The sequence below is a fragment of the Nostoc sp. UHCC 0252 genome, assembly GCF_034931145.1.
GTDB lineage: Bacteria > Cyanobacteriota > Cyanobacteriia > Cyanobacteriales > Nostocaceae > Nostoc.
This window is the reverse complement of sequence record NZ_JAYGHE010000028.1, coordinates 5,882-22,926: the sequence shown is the minus strand read 5'-3', so window position 1 is coordinate 22,926 and position 17,045 is coordinate 5,882. Positions and strand designations below refer to the sequence as shown.

General features: G+C 41.5%; 9 protein-coding genes. 1 reads left to right on the top strand and 8 read right to left on the bottom strand.

The annotated features are described in order from the left end of the window. Window positions 1-46: 46 nt before the first annotated feature. From VB732_RS17020 to aroF, 7 genes are all read right to left on the bottom strand, one after another. A complete protein-coding gene (locus VB732_RS17020) occupies window positions 47-796 on the bottom strand; it encodes a Coq4 family protein (RefSeq protein ID WP_323232045.1) in 750 nt (249 codons plus the stop codon). 94 nt (window positions 797-890) lie between these two features. After that, window positions 891-2,036 (bottom strand): 3-oxoacyl-ACP synthase III family protein, encoded by a 1,146-nt coding sequence (locus VB732_RS17015; protein WP_323232044.1) that lies wholly within the window; start codon window positions 2,034-2,036, stop codon window positions 891-893. A 274-nt stretch (window positions 2,037-2,310) separates the two neighbouring features. After that, window positions 2,311-4,155 carry a ScyA-related TPP-binding enzyme gene (locus VB732_RS17010; protein ID WP_323232043.1) on the bottom strand — a complete coding sequence of 615 codons (1,845 nt, stop codon included), beginning with the start codon at window positions 4,153-4,155 and terminating at the stop codon, window positions 2,311-2,313. A 148-nt stretch (window positions 4,156-4,303) separates the two neighbouring features. Then, window positions 4,304-5,827, bottom strand: coding sequence for a long-chain fatty acid--CoA ligase (locus tag VB732_RS17005; RefSeq protein WP_323232042.1), 1,524 nt, complete (start codon window positions 5,825-5,827; stop codon window positions 4,304-4,306). Window positions 5,828-5,887: 60 nt separating this feature from the next. Next, window positions 5,888-7,312 carry a cytochrome P450 gene (locus VB732_RS17000; protein WP_323232041.1) on the bottom strand — a complete coding sequence of 475 codons (1,425 nt, stop codon included), beginning with the start codon at window positions 7,310-7,312 and terminating at the stop codon, window positions 5,888-5,890. A gap of 238 nt (window positions 7,313-7,550) precedes the next feature. Then, window positions 7,551-9,260: an aromatic amino acid ammonia-lyase gene (locus VB732_RS16995; RefSeq protein WP_323232040.1), complete on the bottom strand. Its 1,710-nt coding sequence runs from the start codon at window positions 9,258-9,260 to the stop codon at window positions 7,551-7,553. Between the two features lie 58 nt (window positions 9,261-9,318). Continuing rightward, window positions 9,319-10,428 (bottom strand): 3-deoxy-7-phosphoheptulonate synthase, encoded by a 1,110-nt coding sequence (gene aroF / locus VB732_RS16990; protein ID WP_323232039.1) that lies wholly within the window; start codon window positions 10,426-10,428, stop codon window positions 9,319-9,321. Between the two features lie 522 nt (window positions 10,429-10,950). On the opposite strand from aroF, the gene VB732_RS16985 reads away from it, so the two are divergent. Then, a complete protein-coding gene (locus VB732_RS16985; RefSeq protein ID WP_323232038.1) occupies window positions 10,951-15,027 on the top strand; it encodes a filamentous hemagglutinin N-terminal domain-containing protein in 4,077 nt (1,358 codons plus the stop codon). 172 nt (window positions 15,028-15,199) lie between these two features. Here the strand turns inward: VB732_RS16985 and VB732_RS16980 are convergent, their stop codons facing one another. Next, entirely contained in the window at window positions 15,200-16,921 is a 1,722-nt protein-coding gene (locus VB732_RS16980) for a ShlB/FhaC/HecB family hemolysin secretion/activation protein (RefSeq protein WP_323232037.1), read from the bottom strand. Window positions 16,922-17,045 lie beyond the last annotated feature (124 nt).

Genomic DNA, 17,045 nt, shown 5'->3' with positions numbered 1-17,045 from the left:
ATTTTTACCTCAGCATTTTCTTATATATCATTTAAGATTGCTATAGCTATACTTTCAGGCTGAAAATTTTATTGTTTTGCAGGCGATCGCGTTGTAAAACTTGACCTGGGAGTATATTATACTCTACCTGAATACTTTCTAAAGGTCTGTGCCACATTTCTTCCCAGCGCACTGCCCAAAGGGGATGAGCAGCACGACCCCGTTGCCAACCTTCAAATAGCGCCTCTAGAGCCAAGCCTAGATTTTTGGTGTTAATGGTTGCAAAGTGCAGAACCAAAGCTGTCATCAATAAGGTTTGATAGACTGTTGGCCCTTGACCATGACAAAAACCCTGGAGTGCTAATTCTCCCAAAATCTCTGTGTTATATCCGGTTATGACGTGCCAGATATCGTGAGTCTGCATTTTGCGTATTTTGATATAGCTTAAATCATCAGGTGAATCATAAGCGCTATAGTCATAAGCAGGAATACCATTTTCAGTCATGTGATGATAGTAGACATAACCTAGAGTTCCTGGAGCGCAGTCTTTATTGAGGTCTTCTAATTTATAGTGAGGCCCTAAATAGCGTTGCGAAATCATTTCTGCCATGCCAGGATTCAGTTGCAACTGTTCAAAATGGTCAGAAGCTTGCATGTCATCCAGATGCCTGATTGTTTCTTCTAACTTGAAATACCATGCAAGCTCAGGATCTTGAGGAAATGCTGCTACTGATAAAAAAGCCTGGACAAAAGCTGGATCATTCAGCACAGAGTTAGAATTGGTCAGTACTTGTGCCATTGCCTCTGTAATCTCCATCAAAAAACTCCTTTTGAAAATGTATGTATTTTGCTGTTTAGATGTATGCAGTGTAGAGACGCAATTAATCACGTCTCTATAAAAGTCAATAATCCTATTGACGAACCAAAATTCTATTGTCTTGTTGAGAAAGGCTGACTGATGGAGCAGGAGCAGGGCCTAGGGCGACATCGCCCCAGCGCATCACACAGCCGCCAGCATTAGATGACGAACCCATTGTATAGACGAGAACTAGATCGTTTTCACGAATTTTACCTGCATGGGCGGCGTGGTAGAGATTCGCAACGGGAAAGGTTGGGCCAATATTGGCATATAGGGGATTGATGTTGATTGTACGCTCTGGTTCAATACCAAGAGCGCGGGTGCAAACTCGTGAATACCAGGCACTGGGTGTATTAAAGACAAAAAAGTTGATTTGATCTAAGGTGAGTCCAGCATCAGCGATCGCACCGTGGCAACATAGACGAATAAACTTCACCGTTGTCTCGTTAAACATTTTGCTTGCACCCTTGCCGCCTCGGATGAACATTTTGACGTTGCCATGTTCATCGGTGGTGAATTCATTGTAGAAAGCACCGCAGGTAGCAGCAGTATTGGCAATTTTCGTACCAAGAATACCTTGGTTTGCTTTCAGTTTACCAACTACAAAGGCTCCAGCACCGTCGCCTGATAAAAATGCTAAAGTATCATTCTCATCGGTATAGCGCGAATAGGTAGTTGAAACGACCACTAAGACATTGCGATACTGTCCCGTTTGTACTAAAGAACAGGCTGTCTGAAGCGAAACTAATACTGAAGTGCAAGTTGATTCTATATTCCATGCCGCACCTTGTAGTCCCAGTTTTCCAGCGAGAAAAGCAGCATTACCAGGTGTGATTTGCTCTGGAAATAATGAAGTAACGAGCATGAGATCGATGTCATCAGGAGATAGCTTTGCGGCTTCAAGAGCATCGAGCGCAGCGCGATATTCTAATGAAAGTGAAGTCTCATCGGGAGCTAACACCCTTCGTTCCACAGTACCACGGAAGGGGTCTGACATATATGGTGTTACCTCTTGTGACCAGATATCGTCATCACTGGTGACTGTGGCTTGATCGGGTACAAATAGTTTCGCTAGAGTTTTTTGTTCAGCCTCTGCAACCATCTTGGGAAAATTTTCTCTGTAGTAATTGTTTGTACGGATGATGCTAGGAAAGTTAACTGAGACTGCACGAATACCTACTGGTTCTAATGTTGTCATGACAAATATCCTTTTGATTTTGTTTTTGGTGTTACACGATGAAAGTGGAAAGTACTGATAGTCTTTTGGATTTGGAATTGTGACGGCACTCTCCCTCATTCCCAAGGTCTTGCGATCGCTTTCATAAAAAGCTGTAGGGAATTGGTACTAATGCAATACGCTTGGGTTAAGGCTTAACGCTTTGTCAAAATAAATTTTTTTTAACGAACCGCCAAGGACGCAAAGGACGCAAAGGAAGAGAAGGAAGAAATGCTTAACTGAACTGTATTGGGTACTAATGACCTTTGGCTTCTATAGCTCCTTGCTTAATCAAACTTTGAATGCGGCCTCCAATTGGTGCGGGTCGCGTTGGGTCAATTTTCACATCAACAATAAAGGGAGCGGTAGATAAAAGTGCTTTTTGGAGCGCTGCTTCTAAGTCAGATTCAGTATGAACACAGATACCATCGGCTCCCATAGCTCTAGCGATCGCAGCAAAATCAGTACTTGGTATCTCTGTATCTATGGGAACCTCGCCACTTAACCCTTGCAATGCCATTCCTTGGGCGCACATATTGTAACGTCCATCGTTGAGGATAATCCAGACAGATGGAACCTCAAATCTCACTGCCGTGCTGACTTCGTTGTTCATCAGCATTGCTCCGTCGCCAACAATCGCAACGGCTTTACCTTTTCGCCCTAATGCTGTACCAACTACTCCGGTAGTAGCATGACCCATAGAGCCAAAACCAGTACTAATTCGGTAACGACCTGGTTGCTTAAATCGCAACAAGTGAGTTGCCCAAGCAAAGGAGTTACCTGCTTCAGCTAAGATTGAGGCATCGCTGCCTTCAATAATTAGCCGTTGAATTGCATCCATCAGTACTTCGGGGCGCACTAAGCCATTGGTGCGGGGAGCATTGGCGTAGATTTCAGGACGCGGTAGTGAGGAATTGGGAAACCAATTCAGACGATCTGGCAGGTGTTTTAATATCGCTTTGAGGAATGCTTTGATTTCTGAGTGGACAGCAACGGTATCTACTGATGGATAAGCCACTCCGGGAACTTGCGGATCGATATCAACATGAATGAATCCATTACTGGGAATCATCACGGGACTCCAAAATGAAGTGGGTTCACCAAGGCGCGTTCCCAACACGAGTATGCGTTGCGGACGTTGCTCCTGCATATATGTCAGGACTGATAAATGTCCACTAAAGCCTGTGACACCGATAAATTGGGGATGATGTTCTGGAAAAATCCCTTTAGCGCGAGGTGATGTCATTACCGCCGCCCCAGTTTTTTGTGCCAACTGGCGGATTTCCTCTGCGGCGTGTCGCGCCCCAAAGCCAACCCAGATGGCAAAGGATTCTTCAGATAACAGCTTTACACATTCAGCGATCGCTTCTTCACTAACTGCTGGTACAGATTGCGAAAAGCCTTGCTGAGGTAACTGGGCTTTTAATGGTGTTGTCTGGATTGGGGTAGGAACGCTGATATGGGCTACAAAGCTGCCTGGTTGGGCTAAACCTTGGGCAAGTCTGCGAGAAATTTCTGGTAGTTGATCCCCAGACTCTAATACAGTTGCGTAATTAAATAGTGGCCCGGAAGTAAAAATTCCTGAGAAGGGCATTGTGTGGGCGCTAGTTTCTTGACAAGCTCCCCGACCGCGATTTGCAGTTGAGGTTGCAGCCGACAAGAAAATTACCTTTGCTCCCTCCCCTCGTGCCGCGAAAAGCCCAGTCAGAGCGTTAGTTATACCAGGGCCTGTAGTAGTGAATACCACGACGGGGCGATCGCTGGCAAAATAAGTTTCAGTGGCAGCAAAGGCTGCTCCTGATTCATGGCGAAAGTGAAGCAATTGAATGCTGCTACGGTTTAATGTTGCCCATAATGGCCCAATACCGCCTCCTGAAACACCGAATCCATACTCAACTCCCAAATTTTCTAGGATCTCGATTAAAGCCTCTGCAACTGTCGCCTGGGTTAATTCTGACTCTGAGGATTTTTCATTCAGCGATGCAGGCGAGAAAATAGAAGATCCAGTTGAATCAAAGGAAATTTGATTAGGTGAGAGGTTAGTTTTCGTTCCCAAAGCTTGAGAGGAATTAGTGGTTTTGTTGATAGATTTAATATTCATAATTGCCAATCTTGATTACTCTTTGTTGATTTATTCCGCAATAAGTTAAAGGTTGAAAACCTCGCCCCTTGCAACCAAAAAAACTTTGTATTGGAGGGCAACCTAGTTTTACCTATTCCTTTCATATTGATTGAGTACTTAACTTAAACTAGGATTTATTTGATAACATCCTTTTAGAACTTGATTGCTGTCTCAAAACTCGTTTCAGTACTTTCCCAGTTGGGTTTTTTGGTAGAGAATCTACAAACTTAATGCTACAAGGAAGTTTGTATTTTGCCATTCTTTCAGAGCAAAATTTGATAATTTGTTCTTCGCTAATTACGTGACCATCTTTCAAGATAATGTTTGCGTGAACTATCTCACCTTTATAATCATCATTCACACCATATACAGCTACCTCGGCAACAGATGAGTGTTGATAAATTACATTTTCTACTTCAGTTGGATACACCTTAAATCCAGACATATTAATCATGTCTTTCAAGCGGTCAACAATGTAGAAAAAACCGTCTTCATCTACCCGACCAATGTCGCCAGTATGGAACCAGCCATCTTTAATTACTTCAGCAGTTTCAAATGGGCGATTCCAATAACCAAGCATCACATTAGGGCCTTTAATTACTATCTGACCCAATTCACCAAGCTCGACCTGATTACCCTTAGTGTCAATAACCTTCATTTCTACATTCTCGATGGGAGCGCCAATGGAACCGAGTTTGTATTTCAAATCGTGATTATAAGATGCACATGGTGATGTTTCAGTTAAACCATATCCTTCATTGATGACTATTCCATACTTATCCTGCCAAGTTTGTGCAACTTCAATTGGCATTGGTGCGGCTGCTGAGAAGTAATAACGCACGCTATTAAGGTTGTGACTAGATAAATCGCTATTTAACAGATTAATGAATACTGTTGGTACACCAAAGAACATTGTTACTTGATGATTTGCGATCGCGTTAAGTACTTGTTCAAGGTCAAAACGTCGCTGTAGTATTATTGTAGCACACACATTTAATGCGGCGTTAAGAATAGCATTTTGACCAAAACAATGAAATAGTGGTAAATAAAGTAGTAATCGATCATCTGGTTGCATTCCACAACAACGGTTTTGGGAATACATATTAGAAATTATGTTGCCGTGGGAAAGGGTTGCTCCTTTAGGGAAACCTGTTGTTCCTGAAGTATAGACGATGCTAGCAGGAGCATGACGATCTATTTCAATCGCATAAGCATTGGGAGAAGCATTTTCCATAACTTTCGCTAAAGAAATGCCCTTTCTGGCGCTACCCTCTGCAATCAAAATATGTTCTAGTTCGGGTAAATCTACCTCTGGTACATTTTCAACGAGTGATTCCGTGGTAATTATTGCCTTAGCAGTACAATCATTGAAGATGTAGCTAACTTCATTGCTTTTGAGCATGACGTTAACTGAGACGACAACCGCACCAATTTTGAGAATACCAAGATAACAAATGATAAATTCTGGAATGTTGGGCAAAAACAAAATGACGCGATCGCCTTTTTCAATTCCCAATCCATGTAACCCGTTAGCAACACGATTTACTAGCTGATTAAGCTGTTTGTAGGTAAATAATTTATCTTCAAAAACCAGGGCAATCTTTTCAGGATATAATCGATCGCCACGCTCGATATGATTGGCAATATTCATAGTTAGAAAAGCTCACTCAATTTATTACCTTTGCCTAATTTGATAGTCATATTGATGGTATTAATGAGTTAATAATGCCTTTTGAGTATTTAACTGACTGACATTATCAACTTTAGTTCGTGGCTCCAAAGTCATCATGATGCCTTTTTGGGTTTGCAGAGTTAGCAAAGGCTGGCATTCAACTGGGTGTTCCGGCAGAAGATTGAGGCGGAAACGTTGACATACCATTGCCACAATTAGCTGAATTTCTGTTAACGCAAAGATGTCACCTAAGCACTGACGTTGACCACCGCCAAAAGGAAAGTATGCATAACGTGGACGATCGGCAGACCGTTCTGGTGTAAATCGCTCAGGATCAAAACCTTCAGGATTGTCCCAAAATTCAGGGAGGCGGTGTGTAACAAAAGGACTGATCAAAAGCATGGAATTAGCTGGGATATCATAGCCGCCAATGCAATCGTCAGCTAAGTTGTTGCGGGCATAAACCCAAGCACCCGGATAAAGTCGCATGGCTTCTTGAACAACCATTTTGGTATATTTAAGCTGCGGTAAATCCTCAAAAGTTGGGGTTCTTCCAGCCAATACCGTAGTCAGTTCTGCCTGTAATTGGCGTTCTATAGTGGGATACTTGGAAAGCAAATACCAAATCCAGCCAAGTGTTACAGCTGAGGTTTCAAATCCAGCCGAGAAAAGTCCAACTATCTGATCGTGTAATTGCTGATCGCTCAATCCCTTACCAGATTCATCCTGGGTACTCATGAACATTGAAAGTATGTCATGATGATCAGTATGATTACCTTGTTTGCGTTGCTGAATAATGTTGTTGGCAACTGTGCGAAGAGTGTTAATTGCTTGGGTAAACTGGCGATTTTTTGGCGTAGGGAAGTTAATCGGCGGCTTGATGACAGCCCACAAGCGATCGCTAAGGAACTTGTAGATAATATTCCAAGCCTGTATTAATTCAGTGGTATCGCTATCAGCTTCCATACTCAAAGTCGTCTTCAGGAGAATTTTCTGTGTCAGAACCAGCATTTCCTCAGAGACATCAAGAGTTGCACCGGCTGCTTTTTTTTGCCAACGTTCTAACATTTGGTCAGTAAGCTGGGTCATGTCATCGACCATCGCGGCAATTTGCTGACGGTGAAAAGATGGTTGCATTAAGCGACGCTGAGAACGCCATGCATCACCCTCGCTAATTACCAAACCTTCACCAATTACCAGTTTGATATCCTTAAAATTTTCACCTTTTGTATAGTTCTGAGGATTTTCTTGCAGCACATACTTAATACAATCTGGATCAGCAATTAAGTAAAGTTGTTGCGGCCCAATTGCCCCCAAACGGACAACGCCACCATACTCACGCGCTGCACCAGTAAGAAATTGCAATGGATTTGTTGACATTTGTGGAAAGCAGCCAATAATTGGAAAACCCCGTGGCCCCGGAGGATTTTTCCGTACACTTTGATATATTTTTTGTTGAACCATTGTATTTTCTCCCCAAATTTAATAGAAAAATTATGACTGTTTGTAATAGATTGATGCGAATTGGGAATTGGGAATTGGTATTACATTGTTTCGTCAAAATATTAAAGATTGTTTGAAAAGTGTTTAATCGATCCCCTTTAATCCTCCCTTAAAAAGGGGGAAATCAGATTTAAAGCCCCCCAATATATCAGGGATTTGAAGAGGATCTAGAACCTTTAGCTAGCAATCAGAGAACTTTTCAAACATCCTCTAAGCTCGACAAAAGATTGTTAACTGCTTGCACAATTTGTCCACCATTGGCAATATCACTTGCAATTTTGGCAATATGTTCGTCTAAGGCTTGTTCGTTGTCATCCCAAATGTAGGGTCGTTCAGCAGAAGGTGGTTGTCCAACTACATTGCGGATTGCTAGATATAAATCTCTAGTTGCAGGCGAGAGTGTAGCACGAGCATCATAATGTTCCAAATTTTTGTATGTGCGTAAATCAACTGATTGCACACCAAACATCAAAGCGATCGCTATATATTGTTGGAAAATTTCTACTGATTGACGTGCTAAATTTGCAGAAGCAAAACCTTGGCTGTTGATATTTTGGTTATATTGTTCCGCGTGGGTAGGAAAACGATCGGCTATAGAATTTCCGTAGAAGGTTAACAGAGGCATAATCGAGTTGCCAGTAATTTGCAATCCCTTCAAGCCCATGTTTACAACTCGATTTGTGTTACCAACTAAAGATGGAGATAACCCATTATTAAATTCTGGTGCTACCAAGTACGCTATTTGGACATCCAAGTGTTTAGCTAACAACCCGATGTAATAACGCAATTGATCCATGCCTACACCAATATACTGCCCTAAGAAATTCCCGCCATGATAAGTTGCATGATTTTCTACATCGATGAGTGGGTTGTCAGTTACAGAGTTAATTTCTACCTCAATTTGTTTTTGAATTTGATCAAAACCATCGACAATTGGCCCCATATATTGAGGTAAACAACGCAGTGAATAACGATCTTGAATCGGATGTTCGCCGCGATAGTTGTGATCGCCATTTAACTCGTCTCGGACTAACTGTGAACCTTCTAACAGGTTGAGCATTTGGTCAGCAGCCCATCTTTGTCCTGAATGTGGTTTGAGTTTATGGATAAATGGGTGAAATGATTGATTAGTGCCATTTAAACCTTGAATAGCCAAAGCGTGGGCAGCCATTGACAATCCTAAAAGATTTTTGGTGTCGTAGACGCAATTAGCGGCGATACCTGTCATGACTGAAGTACCATTCATCATTGCTAACCCTTCTTTAGGAAGTAGGTGCAATGGTTCTAAATTCAGCTTTTTGAGTGCTGTTAGGGCATTTATTTCTTCACCGTTAAAGTCAACGGTGTAACTGGAATTTAAACCAATCAATGCTCCGGTGATATATGCTAAGGGTGTTAAATCACCACTAGCACCAATGGAACCAAATTCGCAGACATGAGGTGTAACGCCAGCATTGAGAAATATCAGCATCCGCTTGATGATTTCTAAACGAATCCCCGATGCACCGCTAATGTGGGAATTCACCCGTAGCAGCATGGCAGCCCGAACATCAACCAGAGGTATTTTTTTACCTGCGCCTACTTTGTGATACCACATCAAATTATTTTGTAGTAAAGTCGCCGATTCAGGAGAAATTACTACATTGGCCATACCACCAAAACCAGTTGTCACCCCATAAATAGGTTCACCAGATTCAACGGCGTGGCGAATAAAATCGCAGGATGCTTGGATACCACCTAGTTTTGCGAGATCGTCAGTTAAACGTACCTGTTTGCCATAACGCGCTACACTAATTACTTCTTCAACAGTGAGATTGCGATCGCCTACAACTACAGCATCATCTGAACTAGGGACAAAAGAAAAGGCAGTTTTCTGGGCAGTGTTTGTATTTAAGCTAACTGTATTCATGTTTTCTAGAGTTTGTTGTGACTAAAGTTTTCAATCTTGGCTGACGAGTTAACAATTTTTAAAGAACTCCAATCTTCCAATTGGCTAAAGATGTCTGAGTCTGAGTTACTTTACTGTTTGTGTATCTTGGTTCTTGCCAGCGACCAAAGAATTTGCCCAGAGGAGTGATTTCTTTCATAAACTCCTCAAAGTTAGGAAAGTTGAGCGATTGAGGCCCATCTGAAAGGGCTTTTTGAGGGTTGGGATGAACCTCAACCATTAGCGAATCACAACCAGCCGCAATTGAAGCCAGCGCCATTGATGTCACCAATTCCGATTTACCAGTAGCGTGGCTGGGATCGATCGCAATTGGCAGGTGAGTTAAATTACGCAAAACCGGAATTGCAGATATATCTAACGTGTTACGTGTATATTCCCTGTCAAAGGTTCTAATGCCTCGTTCACACAAAATCACATTGGGATTTCCGGCTGCCAAAATATACTCTGCTGACATCAGCCAATCTTCAATAGTGGCTGACAAACCACGTTTGAGGAACACAGGTTTATTGGTTGCACCGACTTTTTTCAAAAGGGAAAAGTTTTGCATATTGCGTGCGCCAATTTGCAAAATATCTGCAACTGATGAAATTATGTCCAATTCAGCCGCATCCATTACTTCAGTAATAATGCCCAAACCCGAAACAGATTTAGCTGTTGCTAACCAGTCCAAGGCACTTTCTCCATGTCCCTGGAAAGCATAGGGTGAAGTTCTTGGTTTGTAAGCACCTCCTCTGAGAAACTTTGCACCTGCTGCTTTGACTCGCAGTGCAGTTTCTACAATCATGTCTTCGCTTTCTACAGAACAGGGGCCTGCAATTACGACTACGGGATGGTTTTGACCAAAGGTGATGGTTTCAGAGGGTGTAAACACCTTTACTTCACTGGGTTCACCATTACGAAACTCTAAGCTAGTCCGCTTGAATGGCTTCTTTATCCGCAGCACTTGCTCAATAAAAGGGCTTAAATTTTGTACTTGCTGCACGTCGATTTCAGCCGTATCACCAATTAAACCAATAGCTACTTTGTGTTTACCTAAAGAGAGTTCTGGGACAACATTCCAGCGTGAAAGTTCTGTGAGTAATAAGTCTATTTCTTGTCGAGGACAACCGGATTTCATGACGATAATCATCGTTTCTACATCCTTATAAAATATGTATGCACTTAACTGGTAAAAATCTGAAATTGTGTAATTACTTAGCTTAAAAACCAGGAAATAATGGCGTTCAGTAGTTTTACTGTCCCCAATGACTTACACAATATCTGAGAACTCCATGTAACACAGCAACCTTTTCTGCTGCTTTGGATGCAGTTTTTCCACCTGGGAAATGCACAAAAGTGCATTGACAGCCTTTATGCAATTTTTGCCCGAAAAATAAATGGGGAATAAAAAGAAGTGGCAGTTGCTCCAAGGAGTAGGGGAGCTATGTTTTTCACTCAGAAGGGGATGGGATTTCTTGCCGCTCTCTATAAAATGCGATCGCACTTTGCATTAAAAATCGTGTTTGAGGGGAACTCCAAAAAACCGGAGAATGCAATTAGGCGATTATTTGATTGCAAAAAACAGCTTGCCTAACAAATACTCCTTTATTTATTATCTATCTAAAGGTGCAATTTTATTAGATACTCAAATAATCTATATAAATAGCGCCCAATGATCAGAAGATACGGTTTACACAAGTGTTTGCAGTTCGGATTAGTAGGCTTACTGGAATGCTTAAGCGTAAGTCTCTTCACTACTAAAACCCAGGCGCAGCAAAGCAATATCGTACCTGATAACACACTTGGGGCTGAGTCATCTCAAGTTATAGACAACTTTCAAGGACTACCCATAGAAGTAGTAACAGGTGGTGCAACTCGCCAAATCAATCTGTTTCACAGCTTTCAAGAATTTAATATCAGCGAGGGACGTGGGGCGTATTTTTTTAGTCCTAGCGCAGATATTCAGAATATTTTGGCACGAGTGACAGGTAATAACCCTTCAGAAATTTTGGGGACACTTGGCACATTTGGTAGTTCTAGCCCGAATTTATTTTTGATAAATCCCAATGGCATTGTGTTTGGGAATAATGCAAGTTTAAATGTGCAAGGTTCCTTTGTGGCGACAACTGCAAACGGTTTACAGTTTGGCAATCGGGGGGTTTTTAGTGCCACAAATCCCCAAGCTGTGCCATTGTTGACTATTAATCCTTCAGTATTGCTGTTTAATCAAATCCAAGCAAATGGAGGAATTATCAATCAATCCCAAGCACCCGCAGGGACAAATCTCATTGGACAAGATGTTACAGGTTTGCAAGTTGCTGATGGTAAAAGTTTGCTGTTTGTTGGTGGAAATATCAATATTGATGGTGGTGGAATTCATGCTTATGGCGGAAATATTGAGTTAGCAGGTTTGGCTGCACCGGGAAATGTAGGATTGAATATTGCAGGTGATAATCTGAGTTTAGTTATACCTGAGAATGTGGAACGCGCCAATGTTTTGTTGAGTAATGGCGCAGAAGTTAATGTTCGCGGTGCAGATGGCGGGAATATTAAAATTCAGGCTCGAAATGTCAATTTTGCAAAAGAAAGTATATTAAGGGCAGGAATAGCCGCAGGTTTAGGTACTCCAAATAGTCAAGGCGGAGATATTACTATTAATGCCACAGGGACAACATTAATAGATAACAGCTTCATCGCTAATATCGTGCAAGAAAGAGCATTTGGTAATGCTGGTGATATCAATATTGCAACTGGGACATTGATGTTAAGCGATGGTGCAGTAATCAATGCTAGTCTCTTTGGAAAAGGTAATGCCGGAAATGTAAATATTAATGCTCAAGGTGATATCAGTTTTCGTAACTCAAGACCAGGGGAAAGTACAGGAATTTCTTCCCAAGTAGTTGAGGGTGCAATCGGTAATGGTGGAAAGGTTACTATTAATACCAATTCTTTGGAGATAAACGATGGTTCACAAATTCTAAGTAGTACCAACGGAAAGGGTAATTCTGGTAATATCCTCATTAATGCTCGTAATAATATTTTGTTAGATGGTAGTAACGGTAACACTAATAGTTTTAGCGGGATTATTAATAATGTAGAATCCGTTTCTGAAGGTAACGCAGGTAATATTGAAATCACCACAGGTACACTAAAAGCTACTAATGGAGCCTTTATTGGTAGCAGTATTTTTGGTAAAGGAAATGCGGGGAGTATCAGCATTAATGCCCTTGATAATATAGTCTTTGATACTAATAGTGATGCTAAGAGTGGTGTGTCCAAACAGGGGGTAGGTAACGGAGGAAATATTTACCTGAAAACAGGTTCCCTCTCGTTAACTAACGGCGGTCAACTATCAACAAATGTATCAGGACGAGGTAATGCCGGAAATATTACCATCGAAGCTTCTGATAATGTCAAGCTAGATGGTGTTTTTATTGATGCGGGTAAGTTTTACCTTAATAACTTGGATTATGATGAATTTAGCGGTTTTAAAAGCAATTTAAACATTGGAGGTGTTGGGAAAGCAGGAAACATTCAAGTTACGGCGGGATCGCTTTCTGTTACTAATGGTGCTGAAATATCTAGCTTTACTGCTGGAGTTGGAAATGCAGGAGATATTACTATTAATGTCCGCGATGATGTGACATTTTCAGGTTTTGGAGGCAGGGCAAAAGATGGCAGTGTAGTGTCAAGTCAAGGGGCTAATAACGCGAGAGGTAATGGTGGTGATATTAGCATCACTGCAAGTAATTTACTACTGAAAGATGGTGGACAAATAAGTGCTTTCAACGGCGGACAAGGAAATGGAGGTAATATTTTTCTTGATATTGGCAATAATATTACTTTTGATGGAATTGGCGGTAATGGTTTGTCTAGTAAAGCCGATACGCAGGCAGACAATGGCAACGCCGGAAATATTCAAATTGAAACAGGATCATTGTTTTTAACAAATGGTGCTACGATATCCTCTTCACTTTTTAAAGGAAAGGGGGGTAATGGTGGAAATATCACCATTAATGCTCGTGATACCGTCAGAATTGATGGTGTCGTCAAAGGTGTAACTTTGGGTGATGGCCAAATTATTAATGTAAATAGTGCTTTATTCACTTCCTTACTAAATGGTGAAGGTCAAGGAGGTGACATTGAAATTACAACAGGGTCACTTTTTATTACCAACGGTGCATACATTTCTGGAGAAACGGCTGGACGGGGAAATGGAGGCAATATCACCATCAACGCCCGCGATGCAGTAACTCTTGATCGTGGGGAAAGTGGTTTACCTACTTACGTAAGCAGTTCTGCGCTAAGTGATAACATAGGTAATGCTGGGGATATCCGCATCAACGCCAGAGAATTATTTATAAAAAATGGTGCTATACTTGCCGCTTTTGGTAGCGATCAAGGTAATGGTGGAAATATCCAAGTTAAAGGAGGAATGCTGACGTTAACAAATGGCGGTACAATCATCACGGCTGCAAACCGGAATGCTGGAAATATAAACATCGATACCAGCGATGCTGTGGTTATTGATGGTATTAGTGGCGCTTATAGTTTTTTGTCCGATGGAGGTGTTGGCAAAGGTGGGGATATCCAAATAACAAGCAATTCCTTAACACTAAGCAACGGCGGACGACTTGTTGCTACGAGTTTAGGTCAAGGTAATGCAGGTGACATTATAGTTAATGCTAGCGATGCTATTAGCATTGATGGTGTAGGTGGTAATGGAATATCAAGCGGTGCTTTGAGTACCTTAGAAGGTGAAGCTGAGGGTAGAGGAGGCAACATTAGCCTAACAACAGGTTCTTTGTCTTTAACCAATGGTGGAGTTGTTAATGCTAGTACTTTTGCTAGAGGCGATGGAGGTAATATCACCATTAATGCACGCGATCGCATTTTTATTGACGGTATTAGCACCACAGGTTTTGCTAGCGGTGTTTTTAGTACAGTCAATCCAACAGCTGTAGGCAATGGAGGTAATATTTACCTGACAACAGATTTTTTATTTTTAAATCGCGGGGGAATTAGTTCAAGTAGTGCGGGACAAGGAAAAGCCGGAGATATTAATATTAGTTCTGGCTTAACGGCACTTGATAACCAAGGACTGATTATAGCAATAACCAACTCTGGTGATGGTGGAAATATTAATTTAACTGCTAGCGATCGCTTAATATTGCGTCATGGTAGCCAAATTTCGACCACCGCAGGCACAGCCCAATCAGGTGGCGATGGTGGTAACATGAATATCAATTCAAAATTTATCATCGCCGTCCCTGAAGAAAACAGCGACATCACAGCCAATGCCTTTACAGGGACAGGTGGCAAAGTTGAAATCAATTCTCAAGGTATTTTTGGTACCGAGTCACGAAAAAAGCCAACCGAAAAAAGTGATATTACCGCTAGTTCCGAACAAGGCGTTCCAGGTGTAATCACTATTAACGAGCCTGATACTAGTTCGATTCGAAACAGCTTTACCCAATTATCTCCAGTTATTGATACCAATGCACTCATCGCCAATAGCTGCATTTCACGCGGTACTAAGCGACAAGAAAACTCTTTCACCATCACAGGTTCCGGTGGTTTGACTAGTAAGCGTCCGGGGGTTTTAGTTTCTACCTACTACACAACTGGAAAGGTTAGAGGTGTTGATACATCCCGTCCTTGGAAAAAAAGCGATCCAATTATCGAACCACAAGGATTATATCGGCTGAATAATGGACAGATCCTATTAAGTCGAGAATGTTCTCATTAATCTAAATTTACGTAATTGCATCATTACCAGCGATCGCTACTTAATCACCTAAAACTCTGAGATTGCTTGCCTACATTAGGTTTCGACCGCAATGACATATATAGAAATGTGAAAATGGGAGTCCGTTCAAAGAAAACGGGAGTCGCTACAGGTAATAGCCCAAACCTTGATATCAAAACGGTTGATAGCGAATCGAAAAATTAAAGCCATTATCTTGTAGTGAACTACCGCGATCGCTAATACCCATAAACGGTATACCATAATCTGCACGCAATACCAAACCGTTAAAAGGTTGCCAATTTAAGCCTAAACCCAGGCTAGCAATGGTTTGCGGGTCGATGTTCCTACCGCCATTGTTCCAAGCTGTGCCAATGTCAAAAAAGGGTGTTAGCTGCAAAGTTTCTGCATTCGATGTCAGAGGTATACGAACTTCCACCCCTCCAACTACGCCGTTGTCAGCAACAAGTTGATTTTGACGATAACCGCGTACTGTATCTACTCCACCAATGCTAATTTTTTCCAGCGAAAGTAAAGAATCAGGTGTCAGTTGAGTATTAATTTTGGCTAACATCAAAATGCGGGGAGATAGCCGTTGCACCCATTGTAATTGTCCCACCCAGGAAAAAAACCGCCCATCAGTACCAGTATCGTTAATGGTTGCGTCAATTGCATCGATGCCAAAACTAAATTGCGATCGCGCCGCAAAAACGCTGTTAGCATTACGTTGTAACCAATCTTGAGAAAAGCGAATTACCGTAACTCTTGATTTACCATTTTCTGGCCCTTCAGTGAACGAAAAGGGGAGATCGTTGAGTATGAAAGTTTGACTCTGCCGTAAATCGAATGCTAAACCTAAAACAAATTCGTTGTTTGGCTTATGGATTAGGGGTTGACGAATATTAAAAGAAAGGGTTTCGGCTTCGCTACGGATATTCAACTCACGAAATTGGCTTTCAATAATCCGGCTAGCACTGTTACTATAGCGGATACCAATAGTTCCATCTAAGGGGTTAAAAGGAATAGAATAACTGATATTGTAAATATCTAAACCTTCACTAGTAGCATATTCAGCACTAAATTTATCCCCAAATCCTAATAAGTTATCGTGAGCAATAAAAACGCTTCCTTGTTGTGAACCAACGCTAGGTGATTGGTTATTGGCAAAGTTTACCCCGGCGTGGAATGGTGACGATTCGGTAATTGTCACCTGTAAAATATTGTTACCTGGGGTGCTACCTGCGGTTAACTCGGCATTAACTCGTTCAATAACAGGATCGAGTTGTAATAATTGCAACGCTTCTTCGAGACGTTTTTGGTTTAAAGGCTTATTTGCCAGCCGTGCAATCCGAGAACGCACATAAGCAGGTTGCAGTCTTTGTAATCCTAAAATGGAAATTCCTTCAAGTTCGCCTTCTACAACTTGGATTTGCACAACACCGTTAGCAATATCTTGATTATTGGGAATAAATGCACCACTGCTAATATAGCCATTATCAACATAGAGTCTGGTAATTTGCGATCGCAGTTGCAATAATTGCTCAAATGTGATGTGTGTATTTTCTAAGGGCTGTTTTAATTTAATGATTTCATCTTTTAAAACAGAATAGCCTGTGACTTGGATTTTTTTGACAAAAAAACTTTCGCCGCTAGGAAAAGTGGTATCAGGTAGATTTTCCTGTTGTGATGATGGGAGTATAGGAACAGTTGGTACAGATGGGGTGGGAGGAATACTTGGTGATGGTTGAGGAACAATTTCTTCCACTTTTTCTGGAGCTTCAGGGGGAATTGTGATTCCAGGTGGGGGTGTCGATTGGGCAAATACTGCAATTGGAGTGAGACTGATGCAAGGAATTAAGATGGAAAAAAGCCGTTGAAACCAAAAGTAGAAATTCATTGTTTATCTATAATCTGTAAGAATAATTATTTGTCATTGATATAGCGGTTCCCATTCAGATGCGGTACAAGATTATATTGCAAGGTGTAGGGGCACGGCACTGCCCATACGTGTCAACTTAAGC

Bases quoted from the DNA above. Each gene is read 5' to 3' on its own strand.
- VB732_RS17020 (WP_323232045.1), bottom strand. From the start codon at position 796: ATGGAGATTACAGAGGCAATGGCACAAGTACTGACCAATTCTAACTCT.
- VB732_RS17015 (WP_323232044.1), bottom strand. From the start codon at position 2,036: ATGACAACATTAGAACCAGTAGGTATTCGTGCAGTCTCAGTTAACTTT.
- VB732_RS17010 (WP_323232043.1), bottom strand. From the start codon at position 4,155: ATGAATATTAAATCTATCAACAAAACCACTAATTCCTCTCAAGCTTTG.
- VB732_RS17005 (WP_323232042.1), bottom strand. From the start codon at position 5,827: ATGAATATTGCCAATCATATCGAGCGTGGCGATCGATTATATCCTGAA.
- VB732_RS17000 (WP_323232041.1), bottom strand. From the start codon at position 7,312: ATGGTTCAACAAAAAATATATCAAAGTGTACGGAAAAATCCTCCGGGG.
- VB732_RS16995 (WP_323232040.1), bottom strand. From the start codon at position 9,260: ATGAATACAGTTAGCTTAAATACAAACACTGCCCAGAAAACTGCCTTT.
- aroF (WP_323232039.1), bottom strand. From the start codon at position 10,428: ATGATTATCGTCATGAAATCCGGTTGTCCTCGACAAGAAATAGACTTA.
- VB732_RS16985 (WP_323232038.1), top strand. From the start codon at position 10,951: ATGATCAGAAGATACGGTTTACACAAGTGTTTGCAGTTCGGATTAGTA.
- VB732_RS16980 (WP_323232037.1), bottom strand. From the start codon at position 16,921: ATGAATTTCTACTTTTGGTTTCAACGGCTTTTTTCCATCTTAATTCCT.